Consider the following 20,020-nt stretch of genomic DNA (forward strand, 5'->3'; position numbering starts at 1 on the left):
ATTTTAATACTTCTTTCCAACTTCATCATCATACGTAACGCCGTGTATCCGAAGAAAAATTTTTCTTCGTGGGTACAGGGCTTTTCCTGTTGACCCACGAAGCATTCATAAAGCTATGTGGGTATTTTTATACCTGCATAGCTTTTTTTAATTTAAAAGAGGAGTGATTATGATGGAAATGAAAAATGTAAAAGGAACGAAAGACTATTTACCAGAGGAACAAGTGCTGCGAAATAAAATTAAAAGAGCATGTGAAGATACGTTTGAACGTTATGGCTGTAAACCGTTAGAAACACCAACGTTAAATATGTATGAGCTTATGTCCTACAAGTACGGTGGTGGTGATGAGATATTAAAAGAAATATATACGCTTAAGGATCAAGGAAAACGTGAACTTGCCTTACGCTACGACTTAACAATTCCATTCGCAAAAGTCGTGGCGATGAATCCGAATATTCGCCTCCCTTTTAAACGCTATGAAATTGGGAAAGTATTTCGAGATGGTCCGATTAAACAAGGGAGATTCCGTGAATTCATACAATGCGACGTTGATATAGTTGGAGTAGAATCAGTCATGGCAGAAGCTGAACTCATGAGTATGGCATTTGAACTGTTCCGAACGTTAAACTTAGAAGTAACCATTCAATATAACAACCGAAAATTATTAAATGGTATTCTCCAGTCTATGAACATTCCTCCCGAATTAACGAGTGACGTAATTTTATCATTAGACAAAATTGAAAAGATTGGAATTGATGGTGTAAGGAAAGATTTATTAGCGCGAGGAATTACTACGCAAACAGTAGAGTCAGTATGTAATACCGTTTTATCTTGTATGAAGTTTAAGCTTACTGAATTTGAAGAAGCATTTAATAATCCACTCGTTACCGATGGAATAAACGAATTACAACAATTACAGCAATATTTAATCGCTCTTGGAATAAATGAAAATACGATATTTAATCCGTTTTTAGCAAGAGGACTCACAATGTATACAGGCACTGTGTATGAAATCTTCCTAAAAGATGGCTCAATTACATCTAGCATCGGTAGCGGTGGTCGTTACGATAATATTATCGGTGCATTCCGTGGTGATAACATGAACTATCCAACAGTCGGTATTTCATTCGGTTTAGATGTTATTTATACAGCCCTATCACAGAAAGAAACTACATCATCTACTGCCGATTTATTTATCATTCCGCTTGAGACAGAATTACAATGCTTACAAATTGCCCAGCAATTACGCACTACTACTTCATTAAAAATTGAACTTGAACTAGCGGGACGTAAATTAAAACGTGCCCTTAATTATGCAAACAAAGAGAATATCCCGTATGTGCTTATTATTGGTGAGGAAGAACTTAGTACAGAAACCGTTGTACTGCGGAATATGAAGGAAGGTAATGAAGTGAAGGTTTCCCTTTCTTCTTTAAGTAATTATTTATAATACGAACCATCCTCATTTGGATGGTTTTTCTTTTTAAATTTACATAATATCATTATCGTTAATTGGAAAATGTAAATCATTAAACTAATATCCAATAATCTATTACATTGGGTAATAGATAGATTCGACTCATTTTAGGAGGATTAACTTTGAAAGCAGTCATAAAAGCACTAAAGTGGACTGCAGGTATTTCCCATCTTTTATTAATTCCTTGTTATTTACTTCAAGGACTAGTTGACTTATACGGGATACCGTTACTTATAGTAATTACTTTACATATCATTACAATTTTATTAGCTAAAAAAGAAGGTATGAAAACCTACACTAACTATATAGGTATCCTCACTATTTTAGTCGCTTTCTATCCTTATGTAGCAATCGTTCTACATATTATAGCGGCGATTTTCCTTTTATTAGATGCGGCTTCTACGAACACAAAAGAAGTTTGTGAATCATAGCGGGGTAAAAATTACAAGTACATGCTTATCAAGAAATCCCACTTCTTATCACAACGATAATATATAAAACGCCATTCTTTCCTACGATTGTACAGAAAGAATGGCGTTTTTTCATTGATAGAAACATAGCCTCATCAATATTCTTTGAAGTATATACCCCCCTTACAATTTATCTCCTTATTGCTTTAGCATAATAACCTAAGCAGCCTTCTCTGTTTTAAATACCCACCCGTGAAGAGTTGGTTGATAATACGGGATCATCCACCCTAAAATTTTGCCGATAAAATAGGCGGCAATGAGTGTACCGATTCCGATTGAGCCTAAAGATTGAATAAAAACTATACAGATTGTACCAGCTACACAAATGTTTATTAAATCGCTCAAAATTTTTGCTTTACCAAATTTCAAATTAAATTTTTCACTAATTGCATAAGTTAACGCATCATACGGCATTAATGGTAATTTCGCTGTTGTATAGCCCATTAAACCGACCGCTATAACAAATAAACTAACAATCAAATACACACTTCGAGCAAAGATCGTTTCAGGCGTAGGGAAAAGTTGTACAAGGAAGAGCGTTGCATCCATGAAGAACCCAAATAAAAACGAAATAATGAATTGACTCACAAATTCATTGAAATCCATTCGTTTACTTAATATGACTTGAATAATAATGTATAAAACATTTGCCAGCGCCATTGTCACACCAATCGATAAACCAATCGTTAGCGTACTTGCATATGCTAATGAGGACACAGGCGATACACCAAATCCTGCTTGAATCGACATGCTAATGCCAATCGACATAAAAAATAACCCGAGCACGTACAAGAGGATACGCTTCAAAGTTCTGTTCCGATGATTCATATTATCTCTCACTTCCTAGTTAATATTATTCATATAAAGACTATAGCTATAGAATTAAATATAACGTCAAATTCAACATATGAAAAATATATATATGATAAACTAATCATATCAAAAAACATATAACGGAGAGATACAATGGATTTCAGGCAATTATATTACTTTAAAGAAATTGTGAAACAAGGAAGTATTTCTAAAGCAGCAGAAGTGCTCCATATCGCGCAGCCACCACTTAGTCAATTATTAAAAAAGCTCGAAACTGATCTTGGTACAACTTTAATTCATCGATACCGTCAAAAATGGGAGCTTACAGAAACAGGTGAAATACTATATCAATATGCCACTCAAATGCTAATGCAAGTGCAAGATGTAAAGCAGCAAATTCAAGAAATTGAACAAGGTATAGGCGGGACAGTAAGTATCGGTGTATCGTCTACATGTTCGAATATGCTTATTGACTATGTTAGTACGTTTAGAAATCAATACCCCCATGTTAAAATAAACATAGTAACAGGAAATTCAGAAGAATTATTAAAAAAACTAGAACAAGGAGAAATTGATATAGCTTTACTTTTACGATTAGGAAATAGTGAACAATATGAAATGAAAGTATTAAAAAAACAATCAACCACTGTCATTATCCCAGCGAGTTGGGCAATATCATTTTCATCACAGCATGTGACGATTGAACAGATTGCGCAGTTTCCATTCATTATGCTCGGCGCAATGGAAGGTCTATCCTTCAATAAAACCCTCTTCAAAGCGTTTGATGAACATCAACTCAAGCCAAATGTTATTATCGAATGTAAAGATATAAGTATGGTTGTAGCACTTGTTAGTAAAGGGCTAGGCTTATCCGTTATTCCAAAAATGGATTACACATCACCATTTTCAGAACATATAACGCTTTTAGAGTTGGAACAATTTAATTTTCAACTAGAGCCTGTAATAGTAAAATTAAACGACCAACGAATCTCCAAAGCAGCAGCTCAATTTTGGGAAATCGTTGATTAGAAAATGTAAGCCCAGTTCTACTGAAGCGCAAATCGGACTTTTATGAGCAGTTAATGCGAGAGAAAACTAGACAAGCTATGCAGATATAAAATAATGCCCCTTACGGATAGTTACTTATACTAAAGAAAGATCAGTTGTTTTTCTTATGTATGAATTTGTTTTTTCATGGAAAGATATGTTAGTATGTATACAGTTTGAGTGCTCAATTTTTTAGAGTCGAACAGGAGGAGAATGAATATGTCTGATATTGAAGTTGGCGAAGTGTTTACACTTAGTGATGAGAATAATGAGGATCAGGAAGTAGAAGTACTTGGAGCTATGGATGTCGAAGGCGCAGAATATATTGCAGTTGCCTTCGTAGAAGACATTCAAACAGAAACTGAGGAAGACATTGATATCTTCTTTTTAAAAGTAGAAGAAGATAATGAGTTTTCATACATTGAAAATGACGAAGAGTTTGACAAAGTATCTGCTGCTTTTGATAAGATTTTGGATGAGCAAGAGCAAGAGTAATATGAGTTAAAAACACGAGGGGGATGCATATCCCCCTCTTTTTTATTCATCATTTATCCAGAGACTTATGCAGTAATTCTAATACATCTTTCATCGCAAAAGGACCATCTTTTTTTACATGCTCCGCAAATTCAGAAACGAGACGTAGTGTTCTCACACTTTCGATTGGATGCTCTCCTGATGCACTTTCAGCAGAAAGCATAACTGCATTTGTCCCGTCCAATACCGCTTGAAATACATCAGTCACCTCAGCTCTTGTAGGAATAGAATGATCTACCATAGATTGAAGCATTTGGGTCGCTATAATAACATATGTATTTGTTCGATTACATTCATGAATCATCATTTTTTGTAAAAGAGGAATAAATTGATACGGTAACTCTACTCCTAAATCACCCCTTGCAATCATAATACCATCCGCCTCTTTACATATATCTTGAAAATTCTCGATCGCTTCCATCGTTTCAATTTTTGCAATTACATTTGGAGAAGACTCTTTATGCTGTTGTATAAAACTCCGTATTTCCTTTATATGACTTGATTTTCGCACAAAAGAACACGCAATAAAGTCAACATTCTCTTCTAAAAGAAACTGAATATCTTTTTTATCTTTCTCTGTAATAGCTGGTAAACTAACAATTGCACCTGGTAAGTTCACTCCCTTATGAGATGAGATATTACCACCTGTTTTGACCTTTGTTTCTATTTTGTCCGTACTCACCTTTTCGACGATTAACTCAACTTCTCCATCATTAATCAAAATTCTACTTCCAACTTTCACATCATTCGCAATTCCTACATAATCAACACTTGCTTCTGTATTACTCCCTGTAACTGGTTGCGTATGTACAATAAAAGAATTGCCCGCCTGAAGTGTAATCTGTTCTCCGTTCATTTCACCTAATCTTATTTTAGGACCTTGTACATCACCTAGAATTTTAATAGAATCATCTAAAGATTTCACTAAACGAATGATTTCTTTATGACTTTCATGGGTACCATGTGATAAATTTAACCGAACTATTTTCATACCATTCTTTATTAGCTGCGCTAATGTTTCTTTATTATTACTTGCTGGTCCAATTGTACAAATTCGATCGATTGTCATTCTTGCCACCATCCTTTTTTTGATAGGTTTCCCATTAACTTTAAAATAAACTCTCAACCGAAAAGAAGCCTACTCACACGAGTAGGCTCTTTTCACACTACGATAACTTCGTCAATAACTGATTTAAATCTTTTTTCGTTTTCGTCGTTAATGACTTCATTTTAGTAATATCAATCTTTTCTTTCTCCGCTCCTACAATTAACGGATACATACTTTGTCCGATTGTTTTAAAGTCAGTTGGGTGTGATGCTTCTAAATCTTTCTCTATTACATCCCACTTTTCATTAATTTGTTTTCCAAGCTTATTCACTGTTTCTAATTTAGGATTAGCAGCTAGTTGCTTGTCTAAGCTATCAATTAAAGCAACAACTTCTTTTACATTTGTTTTCACAGCGACATTTTTCTTCGGATCTTTAGTAGTCTTTCCGCTTGTCGTTTGGTCTGTCGTTTTCCCGCTAGTTGATTGATCTGTTTCCTTTCCACTAGTAGTTTGCTCATTCGTTTTGCCTGTCGTTTCTTTTTCTTTTGACGTTTTGTTTTCTGTTCCAGATGATTCTTTCGTATTTTTTGCATCCTTATCTGTTTTTTCATTTGAAGAAGTATTTGTTTCTTTTTCAGTATCTTTCGTTGTTTTTGACGCTTCATCTGTACTTGTCGTTTTTGATGGTTCTTCATTTTGCGCTGTTACTTGTTCTTTCTTTTCTGTATCTTTATCTGCTGAAGGGCTACAAGCTGCCATAGTAAGCATTGTACCAATTGTTATCGATGCGATAGCGACCTTTTTCATTTTCATATAAATCCCCCTATGTTTACTTAATTTATCCTCCCCTTTACGATTCGATTTCCCCTTAAAAAATCCCTTTTCATACGAATTACCATTTTTCCGACAGTAATCTTCATAATAATACGTACAAAAAATGATAAATCGATTTGAATATTCGAGTTTCTTCTACTTCATTTTTCCTCTCTACGGTAAAAGAAAAAGAGTATATTGTCACATGAAGAATTACTATCTTCATATGACGATATACTCTCCTATCAAATTTTTATCTTTCTTGACATTTTATTTATACAAAAAAATAAAATTTTCTTTCATTTTTTCTTTCTCAACGTTTGTTAACATAACATATTTATGAGTAACCACCGTTCGAATGAATAATTTGCCCCGTAACCCATTTCGCCTCTTCACTTACTAAAAAAGATATTAAGCGCGCGGCATCCACAGGTTCTCCTACTCTATCCTGCGGGAATTTCCACTCTAAATGATGCTTTAACTCCTCTGTAATCCATCCTGTATTCGTCGGCCCTGGATCAACAGCATTCACCGTAATCCCCTTCTCCATCGCAACTGGTGCTATAGATTTTGTAAATGCTTCAATCGCTCCTTTCGTTGCTGCGTATGCTAGTTCATCTGGCATTGGACCTAATGATTGCCCTGAAGTAAGATTAATAATACTTCCACTCGTTTTCAGTGCATAATGTTTTATAAATAATGAACTTAATAACATAGTAGCACGCACATTTACTGTATAATGTTTATCTAACTGTTCAATATCAAGCTCCTCAATATTCGTATGAGTAGAATACGCGGCATTATTAATAAGAATAGATGGATCACCTAAACGTTCTGATACCATATAAAACAAACGATTTGGCGAATACGACTGCGATAAATTGATTTCTGCCATTTCACACCGAACGCCGTAACTCTCAATCTCCTTTTTCAACAAAAAGGGTTCTTGATCATTCATTCCCCATGGCATCGCTTTATCATACTGAGGCCAGTACGTGAAAAAAATGTCTATCCCCTTTTGAGCAAGCACTTTGCATACAGCTGCACCAATTCCATTCAGACGAGTTGCCCCTGTTACAATTGCTATTTTCTTCACCTTTTCTCCTCCATCTATGGATGAATCCCCTGCACGAATACAGAGGATCCATCTTTTTATTGAATATTTGACAATATGCGTTCTGCACCTAATTTTAAAATTTTAATAAAAATATAATTTACTATCGTAAACATTACAAATAAAACAATAAACATAACCCAAAGTCCTACTTGAAGGAAGAAGTATAATACACTTACTCCTGCTACAATAACTAAAGCTAGTAAAATATTAGCTAAAAAATTCCACAAAGTTGTATATCGGCTTTTAAATAATTTCTGTTCTGTATCCCAATGTATATCTGCCGTTTGTGCATCCCAGCGTGTTCCGATTAAATTAATTAATAGTAACCCGTTCGCACTTAGCAAGAACCAAAGTATCATGAAGACTGGAGAAACTCCTGCTACAACTGCCATCGTAATACCGAATACCGCTAAAATCGCTATATTAATTAACCAAGCAGTTATCGCTTTTGCGAAAAAGATATCCGAAGCCTTTACCGGTAAATAACGATTCACAAACCAAGAGCTTCCATCTCGAGAGAATGACGTTGTTGCAATGACGTTACTTCCCATTAAAAATAGAGATGCACAAAGCCCTACACCAATCGCAAGACCTGCTGATTTTGGATTATTAATATATTCTGTAATCCATTTTAAATTTCCATCTTGTACAAATAAAACAAAGAACAGCATAATCGGCATAACGAAAGTTTGTACGATACAATTTAAGAAAAATTGTGGTGTACGGAATAACGTTTTAAATTCTTTTTTCACATACGCTTTTAAATGTGAACTTTGTACCGTTGATTTCTGTAAACCTTCTGCTGAGATGACCTCTTTTTTTGCTGTACTCGTTGAAACTCCAATAACCCCTTTTAAATATGTACGCTCTGCAATGTAATAAAACAACACAAAAAATACAAATGAAATAACTGCAAAGATCATTACATATAAAGGACCTTTCCAATTTGCACTTTCTACTAATGCCACAGCCCCAAAATATGTAGTTGGAAAATAATTTGTCATTTGTACTAGAAGAGAAGATTGGTTGTTTGCAAGATAATTCGCAATTGCATCTTCAGAAAACGCACTTTTATTTCTCCACTGCATAAATACATTAATCCCTACAATAAATAGTATACTTACGATTCCAATAAATATATTTCCTCGGTCTTTGTTTTTCGCTATGTTTGTATACCTCATAATAATTGTCATCAGTAACGAAGCTAGTACTAACGGCACAATTGGGAAGAGTAAATAGATAAAAATCATGTATATGTAATATGTAATAAATGCGCCACTTTTTAAACCGTACGTAATAAAGATTGGTAATAAAATGAATGAACTCATTACGTACTGTGTAATGAGTACCGTTAAAAATTTTGCCGAAATAATTTGCGCTGGTTTCAATGGTAACGGCAGTAACATTTCAATGTCATTACTATAGTAAAATACGGTTAAAATGTTTGTAATACTCATTAAAAATACCCATATGCTCGCAATCGCAAGTCCCATTGCGATAATCATTCCTGGATCTTGCCCTAAATGTATCATCCCTTCATACATTACGTGCGTTAAAGAACCGAACATTAAAAAGCCAACAAATAATATTGCGGCAAATGAAAATAAATACGCCCATCGTTTCTTCTTATCTGCTATAAAATCTGCATAATTTAATTTCAACAATACTTTCGTTAACGTCCATATTTTACTCATTGCCCGTCATCTCCAAGAACATTTTTTCAAGTGATTCATTGGATTTAAAATGATCTCTCATTTCATTTAAATTCCCTTTAAACTGCAAATTCCCCTTATTAATAATCGCAACGCGGTCACATATTTTTTCCGCCACTTCTAATACGTGTGTAGAGAAAAATACAATCTTCCCTTTATCTGCATGCTCTCTCATCATTTCTTTTAAAATATATGCAGATTTCGGATCAAGCCCTGTTAATGGTTCATCTAAAATCCACACATCTGGTTCATGTACGAGCACGCCGATAATGACAATCTTTTGTCTCATACCGTGTGAATAACTTTGAATTTGATCAGATAACGCATTATAAAGATCAAACTTCTTCGCTAAAGACTCTATTCGTTCTTGTCGTACTTCTTTCGGCACTTCATACATATCAGCCATAAAGTTTAAATATTCAATGCCTTTTAATCGTAAAAACATATCTGGGCTATCTGGCACATAACCAAACGTCTTTTTCGCTTCCATCGGCTCTTTCATAATATCTTTGCCGTTAATCGCAATCGTCCCTTTGTCCACTCCGTGAATACCAGTAATCATCTTAATTGTCGTTGATTTACCTGCACCATTCGGTCCTAAAAATCCAAAAATTTCTCCGCTAGGTACAGATAAACTTAAATCTTTTACTGCATAATTAGATCCATTATAACTTTTTGACACATTCACAATTTCAATCATTACATCCAATCCTTTCCTTAATTACCAAATAACTATATTAATATTATAGCATACTTCCATTTTTAGATTTTTATATTTTTTCAGTTTTTTTAACCTTTAAAATAAATATATACCCCTAATCCAACGATTAAAACGACAGCTAGTATAATATAAATCATCGTAAGCCGTTTAATATTCCCTTTTGTCGCTTTACTATAATTTGCATCACCATTCCGCCCAATTAACACCGTCGCAATTACAGTAATCACTACAAGTAATACAACAATCATTATCCAACTTAGCATTTCTTCCTCCCCCTCCTTACAACCATTTTACAATATTATCCTCTTCTTTTCGCAGCATATTTCCTCTTTTTACTATTATTATGAAAAGAATTGGAAAACTATTATTACTATACATTTCCATATGTGATATATTTATAACATTATAAGGAGGACCTATCATGAAAACTACTTGGATCAAATATTTAGGATTTCTCGGTTTCTTTGGTTTCCTCGGATTTTTCTATGAAAAAGGATTGTTTACTATGTTCTGTTTTTTCTCCTTTTTCACAACGTATAGAAAGGTTCATCACGATGAGATTTTTGAACAAATCGTCAATAAATCTTGCCGCAATGCTTTTATCGTTACATTACTAACTACCACTATCATTATGTTTATTGAAATGCCGTTTCCAAATAATACGTTACAAGAGGTTGATATTGCGATTATTTTTGGCACACTTATCCTTACATTCGGTTTCTCTATGTTCTTTTACGATAAACCTGTTGATGAAATGGAAGATGCGCCATGGCGTTCGTAACGAAGATAAAAGAATACCGTGCCAAATTACATTTAACGCAAGAAGACTTAGCGAAACAAGTTGGCGTACGTCGTGAAACAATTAGCCATCTCGAAAAAGGTAAATACAATCCTTCCTTACAGCTTGCTCACGATATAGCGAAGGCGCTTCATAGTTCTATTGATGAGATTTTTATCTTTGAGGATTAATTGAGGACACAAAACCAAATAAAAAATACCGGCATTCTTTTCATAAAGAATACCGGTATTTTTCATTTATTCGACTATCACCCATACAAAACCGCATGAAATACGCCTAACAGTAAGTATTGATCCTGTATATAATCCTCATCATATACATTCATCTCGATGTAATACATATCTTCCTCAAGACGAATATTCCAATCTGCGATTAGATATCCCTTTCGTAATAGCTTTCCACTCCCAAGTGCAGTTTTGTGAATAACATATTCTTCTGTCTTATACGTAAAGGTAAATAAGAAATTTGCATCCAATAACTTTCCGTCACATACAATTATTTCATGCTCTGTATCATTATTATCGATGTACGTTACTAAAATCTTTCTTTGGCGCTGCCTACTTACATCCTTTGCAATGACGCGAATATTGTCCTTACTATCCTTTATTTCATAAATGATATTACTACCGACTTTCGGAATGAAGTCTAGCACTTTCATCAACGTATTTTTATAATAGCCCCGTACTACACCTACTTGTTCGCTTCCATTATAAACCTCTATCGACTCCATGTCCGCTTTACTATCACAAAGTCGTTTGTAAGAAAGCTGCATCATTCGCTCTCCTCTTAAGTACTGATCAAACGTCACAGGATATTCTATCGCGCGCAGTTCCTTATTTAGCTCATACAAATAGCGTTGTACGCTCTCTACTAATGTTGTAGTAGATATACGCTCCTGAATTTCAAATTCTTGCCAACTGGAAGAAACCCTCCACTGATTGTCCTCTTCATAGAAGAAACCAAGAATTACCTCATCACGGTCAATCGTTTCATAATTCATAGATTCGTTCTGCCCGTGTTCAACTTGCTCCATCCACTGTCCTAAATAAATACCGAGCTCTGCGACCTTCATGCATGACTTCTGAAAAAGTACTCTGTCACCCACACAAATCGTTAAATCCCCTTCGATAAACCCCTTTTCATAAGCATCATATCGTGGCTCATCCTTCTGCGGGATACTCTTGTCTAACTCAAATGAAAACGTTAACATCCTTTACTCACCTCTAGTTGTTACACAGTTCATACCTAACATTGCATCACTCTGAGAAACTATGTATATATACACATTTAATTCATGTATTATAACACGTAAATGACCTTCGTATAGAAACACTATTTTTGCTTTGCGAACTCCCTCATAATAGAATAACTATCCTTTTATTATTTTTTTCTTGACTTAGAGTTCACTCTAATCATTATAATCAACTCATAGTTCATTCACAATAAAATCAATTGGATAAAACTCAGGAGGGATAGGAAAAGCTAAAATCAAAAGTGGCTGACATTATTGCAGACCTGGATATTGTCATTCGAACCTTTGATTTATCTGTTACTACAATTGTACATTAAGGTACTATTTAAATAAAAACCAACGATTTCCTGTGCGTTAAGAAGTCAGTGATTCTTGTTATTTTTTCCTTATTTTACTTTCTCTTAATAGTCGTAAATCTTCTATAATTTATTTAGTACATATAAAAGAGACGGAACCTTAAAATCAGCAAATTAGAAAATAAAACAGGATGGGAGTCAATTATTATGGATCAATCAAATAAAGCATTTAGCCAAGCATTAGTAAAATCGTTAAGAGGAGAACGAGGACATCTTCCCATCAAAAATGCTTTGTCGGATATAGACATGGCGCTTGCGGGAAAACGCAGAGAGGAACTGCCTTATTCTATTTATCAATTAGTAAAACACATGACCTACTGGCAAGATTTTCTCTTATTATCCGCTCAGGGAAAGAAGCCTGCATTGCCTGCCCATGTAAAAGAGAGCTGGCCTGAAGAGGAATGCCCTGCCAGTGAGGAAGAGTGGCAACAGATTATTCAGTATTTTCTTCAAGGGATTGAACAGGCATGCACGATTGCCCAAACTGTTCAATTGGACAAAACATTGGAGGAATGGCCTGGTGAAACCCCTGGCGGTGTTCTACGTAATATTGCATCTCATAATTCCTACCATTTAGGAGAAATTGTGCTGATTCGCAGATTATTTAGTGCTTGGCCACCGCCAACAGGCGGATATCCGTTCTAAACAAAGAAAGGGTTCCACCCCATACCCATTAACTTAAGATTTTGAATTACCCCCAAAACGAAATTTTTGCCACTTTACAGTTATTTATGAGAATTAAATTCATTTTTTTCATTACTGGGGAACAAACATTTTTTTACTTGATGGAGATAGGGTACAAAAATATATATTTCATCTCCTAAAAAAATAAAAAAAGATTGCTCAGATCCTAAGAAGCAATCTTTTTTATTTTTAAGTTGTTTGTAATTGGTCATTACAAACAGCTTAAAATATTATTTAGTGTTATTTCTGTTTTCCAAAACCTTCTCCACATTAATCCTCAATTTTAATTCCAGCTTGTTTAAATGGTTCTAATTTTATTTCAGTAAAATTGTTTTAACTTGGTGCCATCTTTTTTGTTCCATATTTTAGTATATGAAATTATATTGAAGATTCGACAAATCTCAACACTATTAAAATGAGGCTACCTTTTCTTCCGCCACTTCCACAATTTCTAAAATTTGTAGCAGACTCTCCACTTCATAAGTCGGCTTAACACTCGCCTTGTTCTCTTTCAAACTCGGATTATACCAACACGTATCAATGCCGTAATCTTCTCCGCCTCTCATATCAGAAGTTAACGAATCTCCAACCATTAGTACACTTGATTTATCCGTAATCCCAAACTTCTCAAAAGCATAATCAAAAATCTCACGTGCCGGTTTTTGATGGCCAACCTCTTCTGAAATAATAATATGATCAAAGAAGTTACATAAAGGCGAATTTCCAACCCTAGATTGTTGCACCTTCGTATATCCATTCGTAATAATACCTAACTTGCAATCTTGTAGATTCTCACATAATTGTACTCCACCTTCTATAAGATGTACTTCTTTACCTAAGTTTTCAAGGTATACGTCACTAAATTGCTGCGCATCTACTTCTATATTATGAAGCGCAAATAATTGTCTAAATCGATCTACTGCTAATTCACTTAGCGTAATCATTTTATTTTCTAAATCTCTCCATAACCCATTACTAATTTCTTTATAACTTGCAAGATAATCATCATACCCTCTAGGCATACCGAACTGTACAAACGCATTATGTAATGCGTTTCTTTCCGTTTCAGGAAAATCTAATAATGTATCATCTACGTCGAATAATATAACTTTATATTTCATTTTACTCTCCTCAACTAGTACGTTATTTACAACTTGTAGTTTCTCATTAATTGTCTCTTAAGTCGAACTTTTTGCTTTTACGAACCGTAGCTGTACAGCACTCTTACAGTTGTTTAAGACACAAGAGTCATGTTATTCAAAAATAATCAATTGTGAAAATACTATAAATTTGAGATAATTTGGATAATGGATACTATAGAAGGGGGCGGAAAAATATAGTAAATTCATGGAAAAGACCAAAAATAAATATCCAAAAAACAAAAAGTGAATGGATTGGAGATATCATTGGATATTCATTGTTCTTCGGATCAATCATTTTTTTGATTATCATTTGGGGAAGATTACCCGAAGAAGTACCTGCACATTATAACGCATATGGGGCTGTAGATCGCTGGGGATCAAAGTGGGAACTTTTACTTCTACCAGGAATAGGAGCATTCATACTCCTTTTCATACAGACTTTAGAAAAGTTTCCAGAAGTTCATAACCATCCACAAAGACTTAATGAGTCGAATGCTGAGCAGTTTTATTTAAATAGTAGAAAAATGCTTAATCAATTAAAAAATGTCTGTTTACTTATTTTTGCTCTCATCCAATTTGAAACAATTTCAATAGCTTTAGAGTGGAGCGGCGGTTTTGGAAAATTATTTTTACCTATATTATTAATCGGGACAGCTATTCCAATTGTCATAGGAATAATAAAGCAACGAAAAATTTCATAATACGGACAACAAAATTCGGTTATCAATCACTTTATGGAACAAAATTATATCAACAATAGGAACAGGAGGCTAATCTACATCAGCCTCCCTCCCCATTATTTATCCTCTAACAATAACACTTTCATTTCCTCTAATGACTCTTTCGTAAAGCCAAGAGCTTTTTCAGCATACGTTTCAACTGAGCCGTACTGCTTTTTGATTCCATCAATCGCAGCTTGTAAATATTCAGCGCGTGCTTCAAACATTGCACCTAATATCGCTCTACTTTCATCATTTTGTAGTTTTGCACCTAAAAAGGCCATCATTTTTTCGTTTAATTTTTCACGGAAACCGTTACTTAGTAAGTAGTCTTCCATTACTGTTTTTTCTGGTACACCTAGTAAAAGTAATAATAATGCTGAACCAAATCCAGTACGGTCTTTTCCAGCTGTACAGTGGTTTACTAATGGTAAGTTTTCCGGGTTTTGTGCGAGTTTTAAAAAGCTAACGAAAGCCTCGTTGCCATCGACGAAATCTTGATTCATTTTCACAAGATATTCGCCTGGTTTCCCTAGCATAGATAAGTCACCAACTTGGAAAAACTCGTTTATATTTAAGTCTTTCGCCAACTCTTGCATAACCGGTAAACACACTTGGCGAGCACCTGTAACACTTGGGTTCGGCTTATGCTTCACTTCAAAATCTGTACGATAGTCACAAATTAACTTTAGTCCAGACTTTTGTAAATACTCGATATCCCATTCTGTTAGTCCTGCTAGTTCTTCAGAACGGTACAATTTGCCCCATTTTACTTTACGGCCTTCTGTCGTTTCATATCCTCCCATATCACGGAAGTTAAACGCTCCTTGTAATGGTAATCTACGCTCAGCTACTGTCACTGCTTGTCCATTACTTCCTACTAGTCTAAAATATGGACGCTCATTTTCACTTAAGTTTTCAATTGTGCATGATGATTCTCCATTTACTGTTACGAATAATTCTCCATTTTCTTCAATATGATCTGGTGAAGTACTCCAATAAATACGAACTTCTTCTATATTATTTTCCCACTTTATATGTAACGTATGATCTTCATTTCGTTCTACAGTTGCTTGTAGCCAATTTCTTTGCTGCTCCATTCTTTCACCAACGCTTTCTTTATATAGTCTAATCCTTCTCTATTGTATTATAGGAAAGCTTACTTTGTCGTTTCTATTCTTCTTTTTATCTTACAAACATGTAAAAAGTTCTTTTACTTGTTCAAAATTTGTACACGGATTCCCGCTAAATGAGTTCAAGAAACTACATCATTCATCCTCCTAAAACTTCCTCACATATCGCTCAGTAGAACTTAACAACTGACATCCGTTTTCTTCAAAAACATCCTTCATCCACGCATTTTGCACATTTGCCTCGCCAATATAATAAGATGCGCCTATTTCCTTTAAGACAAACATTGCCCCTGTAAATAATGCTGCTTCGTGCCCCTTATTTCGCATATTTTGAGCAACCGCGAAATACATGAGTTTCCCTTCTTCTAACGTACCTCTTTCAATATGCGGGATTACAATTCCTATCGGCTCTTCTCCCACAACCGCTGTTAAACAATATTCTTTCCATTGCTCACCAATTTCTTGTTCCATCAACTTCACAAATTGATCATAATCGACCTGTTCTTCCGTCACTTCATTCCACAGTGAGTAAAAAGCCTCTTCACCTACTTCTTCAATAAGCTTAAAATCAATTTCACTTTCTACATCTTCTACTTCATATATATCCTTAAATACAATCATGTTTTCAGTAACATATTCAAATGAATACGTTTCGAAACATTTCTTATACACATCATAATTTGGGCTTTTTGAAGAAACCTCAAAATGTAAGTGTTCTAATCCCTCTTTTTCAGCTTCAGTAACGCAATATTGCATTATCTTTTCTAATTTCTCTTCTGTAAAAACCTCTGCATTATTTTCCTTTATCATTATCGAAGTAGTACTTCTTCTTATTTTAAAATGTTTTTCTAACAGTTCTATAGTCGTCATTTTCTTCCCTCATCTATGTCATACTCGAATTTGTAATTGTCTTCCTTGCATGAGCAGGATTGTCCTTGAATATATAGAATACTAGAAAAGATCGCATCTTTAAAGTGCGGAGGAGGTTCTCCATTGGATATTACAGCGCTTCAACAGCAGTTAGAGCTTATACAACAAAATGACTATACGCAACTGCAGCATATAGATATAAATGAGTTAACTGTGAATATGCTTCAGTATATCGGAACGACTGATAGTTACGTTCGTTACCAACTTATATATAAATGTTTTACACATTTTATTCATCATGAATTCCTTATGGATGATCAGCTAAAATTGCTTTTACATACTTGTTTAAGTGATGAGTATTTATATTGTGACATTTACTCCCCACATGCAGATGGGGTTTTCACACGTTCTTACACTGTTTCTTTAATTGCGCTAATACTCCAATTCGCTAACTCGCACTACTTTTTTACTGAAGAGGAAATCGAGGAGATAAAAAATAAACTCATTACATATACAAACTTAGAAATGGACTTTCGGGGCTATATCGAAAATAAAGGATGGGCTCATTGTATCGCTCACGTATCTGATGCCTTTACTGAAATTGTTCACAATTCTTATATGACTTTTCAGTGGTATGAAGAATTAATTCATTGTTTATTAAATAAAATTTTCATTCCATCTGACATTTTTCATAATAACGAAGATGAGCGCATTGTGACTCCGTTACTATCGATGCTGTATCATGATTTCCCGCAAGATGAGTTAGTTTCAATTATTTATAAAAAAATAAAAAGGCTTCCTCAAATTAGAAAACGCCTTTCACTTAATGAGTATTGTATTTTATGTGCGAACATTAAAACCTTTTTACGGACATTATTTTTTAGAACAAAAGATGATCATAACTTAGCCTTTACCGCACGTAAAACAGAAAGAATGTTAAAAGAACTTCCTAATTATTATTAAATGTAAGGAGAAACATTATGGGTTATATTGAAGACATGAGAAAACTAGTAGGAAATCATCCACTTATTTTAATCGGTTCACACGCCATTATATTAAATGAAAAAGACGAAGTATTACTGCAACTCCGGACAGATTTTAACCGCTGGGGCATTATTGGCGGCGCCTTAGAATATAACGAAACGCTAGAAGACGCTCTAAAGCGCGAAGTATTTGAAGAAACCGGACTTATCATCAAAAATCCAGAACTATTCCGTACATACTCAGGACCAGATTTCTTTCAAATCTATCCAAACGGCGATCAAGTACATGGTATACTCGTTGTTTATATTTGCCGAGAATTTCACGGCGAACTTGTATGTGATCAAACCGAATCGAAAGAACTGCGCTTTTTTTCATTTGATGAGTTACCTAGTAATCTTCCACCTGTTATTGAGAGGATTATTACAGATTACCGGCAAAAACAAGGGAACGCTTAACGTTCCCTCTCAAATCCAATCCGTTTTTTAATTTCCGCTAAATTTACCTTCGCAACAGACCGCGCCCTTTCAGCCCCTCGTTCTAACGCTTCATATAATAAATGCGGTTCATTCATATACTTTTCGTATTTTTCGCGAGGTCCAGCTAACTCACGATCTACAACGCGAAATAACTCTTTTTTCACATCGCCCCATCCGATTCCAGTCTCATACTTTTCACGTAACGACTGGATTTCAGCCTCTGTCGCAAATTCTTTATAAATCGTAAATAACGTTTCTAGTTCTTTCGGTTCATTTGGAAGTGAAGAATCTGTTTTTATTTTAAATATCAATTTCCGTAGTGTTTCTTGCTCTGCAAATAATGGGATAACATTCCCGTAACTTTTACTCATCTTTCTCCCATCAAGTCCCGGCAATATTGCCCCTTCTTCTTGTATAACATACTCTGGCAGCGTAAATGTCATGCCAAATGTATGATTAAAATACGTCGCAATATCACGCGCAATTTCAATATGCTGAATTTGATCTTTTCCAACCGGTACATGAGTAGCTTGAAATAATAATATGTCAGCCGCCATTAAAATCGGATACGTATATAATCCCATATTAACTCCTGCATCTACCTCTAATCCCGCTTCTTTATTTTGCTCTACCTTCGCCTTATACGCATGAGCACGATTCATAAGTCCTTTCGGAGTTAGACAAGCTAATATCCAAGCTAGTTCTAGAATCTCTGGCACTTCTGTTTGGCGGTAAAAAATAACATCTTCTCCAAGACCAAGTGATAACCACGTTGCGGCTACCTCTTTCGTATAACTACTGAACTTTTCTGGATCATGCACAGCATTTAACGCATGATAGTCAGCTATAAAATACAATGCTTTTCCTTCATTATTCTTTGACATTTGCAACGCTGGTTTAATCGCTCCAATGTAATTTCCTAAATGCGGATAACCTGTCGGCTTAATTCCTGTTAACATTATTTTTTCACTCACACTAACTCCTCCTTTCTCAAAATAAAAAGAGCCCATCATCCTTAAAAAAGGACGAGAGACTCCCGCGGTACCACCTTTATTAGCTATCATTAGCTCACTTCAACTTCTTAACGTGAAGTAACCGTCTTTACCTACTCATTTCAGTTAGAAGCTCCAGAGCCCATTCCATATTCATCCCTTACTGATTCCCACCACATATCAGCTCTCTGAAAAGTTTTGAATATGTACTCTTCTCTTTCATTGCTTTTTAGTTATTTTTTTACAGTTTACCACATTTCACCTTTTTATAAAACTGAATTTTCTGTTTTATAAAAAGGTAATTGATTTACAATTCAAAAACACGGCGTATTGTAAATCAATTCTTACTCAAAAATCCAGTTACAGCTCCATTTACTTTGTCCAACGAAACTATCTCTTTGAATGATGAAAAGCCCTTATTCAGGGCTTTTCATCATAAACTATATCTTTATTTCCTTGCAGCTTTCACTACAAATGATACAATAAGAATTAAAACGATGGCTCCTAATAATGCTGGCACAACATGAATCCCACCAAATGATGGCCCAAAAGATCCAAATAATCTACTGCCTAACGAAGCACCTAATAAACCTGCGATAATATTGCCGAACATGCCACCCGGAAAATTTTTACCCGTTATAGAACTAGCAATTGCACCCATAATAGCACCAACTATTAATGTGATAATCCATCCCATTTTTAGTCCTCCATTTCTATTATAGTTTGTATGATCAAATACAAGAGTAACAAAACCCTTATATAAGATTACAAATTCATTCATACTAACTATATTCTACTATAAGAGTATTTCATATTTGGAGATACATATATGAAATGCAAAGAAGAAACATCTTGTCAAA

General features: G+C 34.7%; 23 protein-coding genes and 1 other annotated feature. Of the genes, 10 read left to right on the forward strand and 13 right to left on the reverse strand.

Annotation, left to right across the window (positions count from 1 at the left end):
- Positions 1-169 precede the first annotated feature (169 nt).
- Together COI75_RS04210 and COI75_RS04215 are read left to right on the forward strand one after the other, a co-directional pair.
- Entirely contained in the window at positions 170-1,450 is a 1,281-nt protein-coding gene (locus COI75_RS04210) for a histidine--tRNA ligase (RefSeq protein ID WP_000970408.1), read from the forward strand.
- Positions 1,451-1,599: 149 nt separating this feature from the next.
- Positions 1,600-1,908, forward strand: a complete 309-nt coding sequence (locus COI75_RS04215; protein ID WP_000648781.1) for a hypothetical protein — start codon at positions 1,600-1,602, stop codon at positions 1,906-1,908.
- Positions 1,909-2,106: 198 nt separating this feature from the next.
- Here the strand turns inward: COI75_RS04215 and COI75_RS04220 are convergent, their stop codons facing one another.
- The gene (locus COI75_RS04220; protein ID WP_001016537.1) at positions 2,107-2,775 is read right to left on the reverse strand and encodes a YczE/YyaS/YitT family protein; all 669 of its coding nucleotides are present in this window, start codon (positions 2,773-2,775) and stop codon (positions 2,107-2,109) included.
- 138 nt (positions 2,776-2,913) lie between these two features.
- On the opposite strand from COI75_RS04220, the gene COI75_RS04225 reads away from it, so the two are divergent.
- Positions 2,914-3,789, forward strand: a complete 876-nt coding sequence (locus COI75_RS04225; RefSeq protein WP_000347552.1) for a LysR family transcriptional regulator — start codon at positions 2,914-2,916, stop codon at positions 3,787-3,789.
- Between the two features lie 231 nt (positions 3,790-4,020).
- Positions 4,021-4,302: a DUF1292 domain-containing protein gene (locus tag COI75_RS04230; RefSeq protein ID WP_003271045.1), complete on the forward strand. Its 282-nt coding sequence runs from the start codon at positions 4,021-4,023 to the stop codon at positions 4,300-4,302.
- A 49-nt stretch (positions 4,303-4,351) separates the two neighbouring features.
- Here the strand turns inward: COI75_RS04230 and COI75_RS04235 are convergent, their stop codons facing one another.
- The 6 genes from COI75_RS04235 to COI75_RS04265 form a co-directional block, all read right to left on the reverse strand.
- The gene (locus tag COI75_RS04235) at positions 4,352-5,410 is read right to left on the reverse strand and encodes a pyruvate kinase (protein WP_000151089.1); all 1,059 of its coding nucleotides are present in this window, start codon (positions 5,408-5,410) and stop codon (positions 4,352-4,354) included.
- A gap of 97 nt (positions 5,411-5,507) precedes the next feature.
- Positions 5,508-6,203 (reverse strand): hypothetical protein, encoded by a 696-nt coding sequence (locus tag COI75_RS04240; RefSeq protein WP_000782523.1) that lies wholly within the window; start codon positions 6,201-6,203, stop codon positions 5,508-5,510.
- Between the two features lie 337 nt (positions 6,204-6,540).
- Entirely contained in the window at positions 6,541-7,299 is a 759-nt protein-coding gene (locus tag COI75_RS04250) for an SDR family oxidoreductase (protein ID WP_000716966.1), read from the reverse strand.
- Between the two features lie 56 nt (positions 7,300-7,355).
- Positions 7,356-9,014, reverse strand: coding sequence for a putative ABC transporter permease subunit (locus tag COI75_RS04255; protein WP_000036854.1), 1,659 nt, complete (start codon positions 9,012-9,014; stop codon positions 7,356-7,358).
- The gene (locus COI75_RS04260) at positions 9,007-9,732 is read right to left on the reverse strand and encodes an ABC transporter ATP-binding protein (protein ID WP_000570272.1); all 726 of its coding nucleotides are present in this window, start codon (positions 9,730-9,732) and stop codon (positions 9,007-9,009) included. Before COI75_RS04260 ends, COI75_RS04255 begins: the two co-directional genes overlap by 8 nt.
- A gap of 89 nt (positions 9,733-9,821) precedes the next feature.
- The gene (locus tag COI75_RS04265; protein ID WP_000954095.1) at positions 9,822-10,016 is read right to left on the reverse strand and encodes a hypothetical protein; all 195 of its coding nucleotides are present in this window, start codon (positions 10,014-10,016) and stop codon (positions 9,822-9,824) included.
- Positions 10,017-10,174: 158 nt separating this feature from the next.
- Between COI75_RS04265 and COI75_RS04270 the strand changes: the two genes are divergently transcribed.
- Both COI75_RS04270 and COI75_RS04275 read left to right on the forward strand, forming a co-directional pair.
- A complete protein-coding gene (locus tag COI75_RS04270) occupies positions 10,175-10,534 on the forward strand; it encodes a DUF3796 domain-containing protein (RefSeq protein ID WP_000859229.1) in 360 nt (119 codons plus the stop codon).
- Entirely contained in the window at positions 10,522-10,722 is a 201-nt protein-coding gene (locus COI75_RS04275; protein WP_000896287.1) for a helix-turn-helix transcriptional regulator, read from the forward strand. Before COI75_RS04270 ends, COI75_RS04275 begins: the two co-directional genes overlap by 13 nt.
- A gap of 77 nt (positions 10,723-10,799) precedes the next feature.
- On the opposite strand, the gene COI75_RS04280 is transcribed toward COI75_RS04275, so the two are convergent.
- The gene (locus COI75_RS04280) at positions 10,800-11,762 is read right to left on the reverse strand and encodes a tubby C-terminal domain-like protein (RefSeq protein ID WP_000955149.1); all 963 of its coding nucleotides are present in this window, start codon (positions 11,760-11,762) and stop codon (positions 10,800-10,802) included.
- Positions 11,763-12,307: 545 nt separating this feature from the next.
- Between COI75_RS04280 and COI75_RS04285 the strand changes: the two genes are divergently transcribed.
- Complete coding sequence (locus tag COI75_RS04285) at positions 12,308-12,805, forward strand: DinB family protein (RefSeq protein ID WP_000372809.1); 498 nt, start codon at positions 12,308-12,310, stop codon at positions 12,803-12,805.
- Positions 12,806-13,254: 449 nt separating this feature from the next.
- Here COI75_RS04285 and COI75_RS04290 read toward each other — a convergent pair whose 3' ends face one another.
- Positions 13,255-13,965 carry a YjjG family noncanonical pyrimidine nucleotidase gene (locus tag COI75_RS04290; protein WP_000875929.1) on the reverse strand — a complete coding sequence of 237 codons (711 nt, stop codon included), beginning with the start codon at positions 13,963-13,965 and terminating at the stop codon, positions 13,255-13,257.
- Positions 13,966-14,261: 296 nt separating this feature from the next.
- Between COI75_RS04290 and COI75_RS04295 the strand changes: the two genes are divergently transcribed.
- Positions 14,262-14,687, forward strand: coding sequence for a DUF1648 domain-containing protein (locus COI75_RS04295; RefSeq protein WP_033657991.1), 426 nt, complete (start codon positions 14,262-14,264; stop codon positions 14,685-14,687).
- A gap of 95 nt (positions 14,688-14,782) precedes the next feature.
- Here the strand turns inward: COI75_RS04295 and COI75_RS04300 are convergent, their stop codons facing one another.
- Together COI75_RS04300 and COI75_RS04305 are read right to left on the reverse strand one after the other, a co-directional pair.
- The gene (locus tag COI75_RS04300; RefSeq protein ID WP_000437809.1) at positions 14,783-15,805 is read right to left on the reverse strand and encodes a tyrosine-protein phosphatase; all 1,023 of its coding nucleotides are present in this window, start codon (positions 15,803-15,805) and stop codon (positions 14,783-14,785) included.
- Between the two features lie 180 nt (positions 15,806-15,985).
- A complete protein-coding gene (locus COI75_RS04305; RefSeq protein WP_000207369.1) occupies positions 15,986-16,708 on the reverse strand; it encodes a hypothetical protein in 723 nt (240 codons plus the stop codon).
- Between the two features lie 123 nt (positions 16,709-16,831).
- Between COI75_RS04305 and COI75_RS04310 the strand changes: the two genes are divergently transcribed.
- Both COI75_RS04310 and COI75_RS04315 read left to right on the forward strand, forming a co-directional pair.
- Positions 16,832-17,671, forward strand: a complete 840-nt coding sequence (locus tag COI75_RS04310) for a DUF2785 domain-containing protein (protein WP_000355447.1) — start codon at positions 16,832-16,834, stop codon at positions 17,669-17,671.
- Positions 17,672-17,688: 17 nt separating this feature from the next.
- Positions 17,689-18,147 (forward strand): NUDIX hydrolase, encoded by a 459-nt coding sequence (locus tag COI75_RS04315; RefSeq protein WP_000540448.1) that lies wholly within the window; start codon positions 17,689-17,691, stop codon positions 18,145-18,147.
- Here the strand turns inward: COI75_RS04315 and COI75_RS04320 are convergent.
- Both COI75_RS04320 and COI75_RS04325 read right to left on the reverse strand, forming a co-directional pair.
- The gene (locus COI75_RS04320) at positions 18,144-19,181 is read right to left on the reverse strand and encodes a tryptophan--tRNA ligase (RefSeq protein ID WP_141530758.1); all 1,038 of its coding nucleotides are present in this window, start codon (positions 19,179-19,181) and stop codon (positions 18,144-18,146) included. The genes COI75_RS04315 and COI75_RS04320 overlap by 4 nt on opposite strands.
- Positions 19,182-19,186: 5 nt before the next feature.
- Positions 19,187-19,392 (reverse strand) — a binding site (T-box leader).
- A gap of 216 nt (positions 19,393-19,608) precedes the next feature.
- Positions 19,609-19,857, reverse strand: a complete 249-nt coding sequence (locus COI75_RS04325) for a GlsB/YeaQ/YmgE family stress response membrane protein (RefSeq protein ID WP_000539738.1) — start codon at positions 19,855-19,857, stop codon at positions 19,609-19,611.
- Positions 19,858-20,020: the final 163 nt, after the last annotated feature.

Origin of the sequence: Bacillus cereus, assembly GCF_002564555.1 — a bacterium.
GTDB lineage: Bacteria > Bacillota > Bacilli > Bacillales > Bacillaceae_G > Bacillus_A > Bacillus_A cereus_K.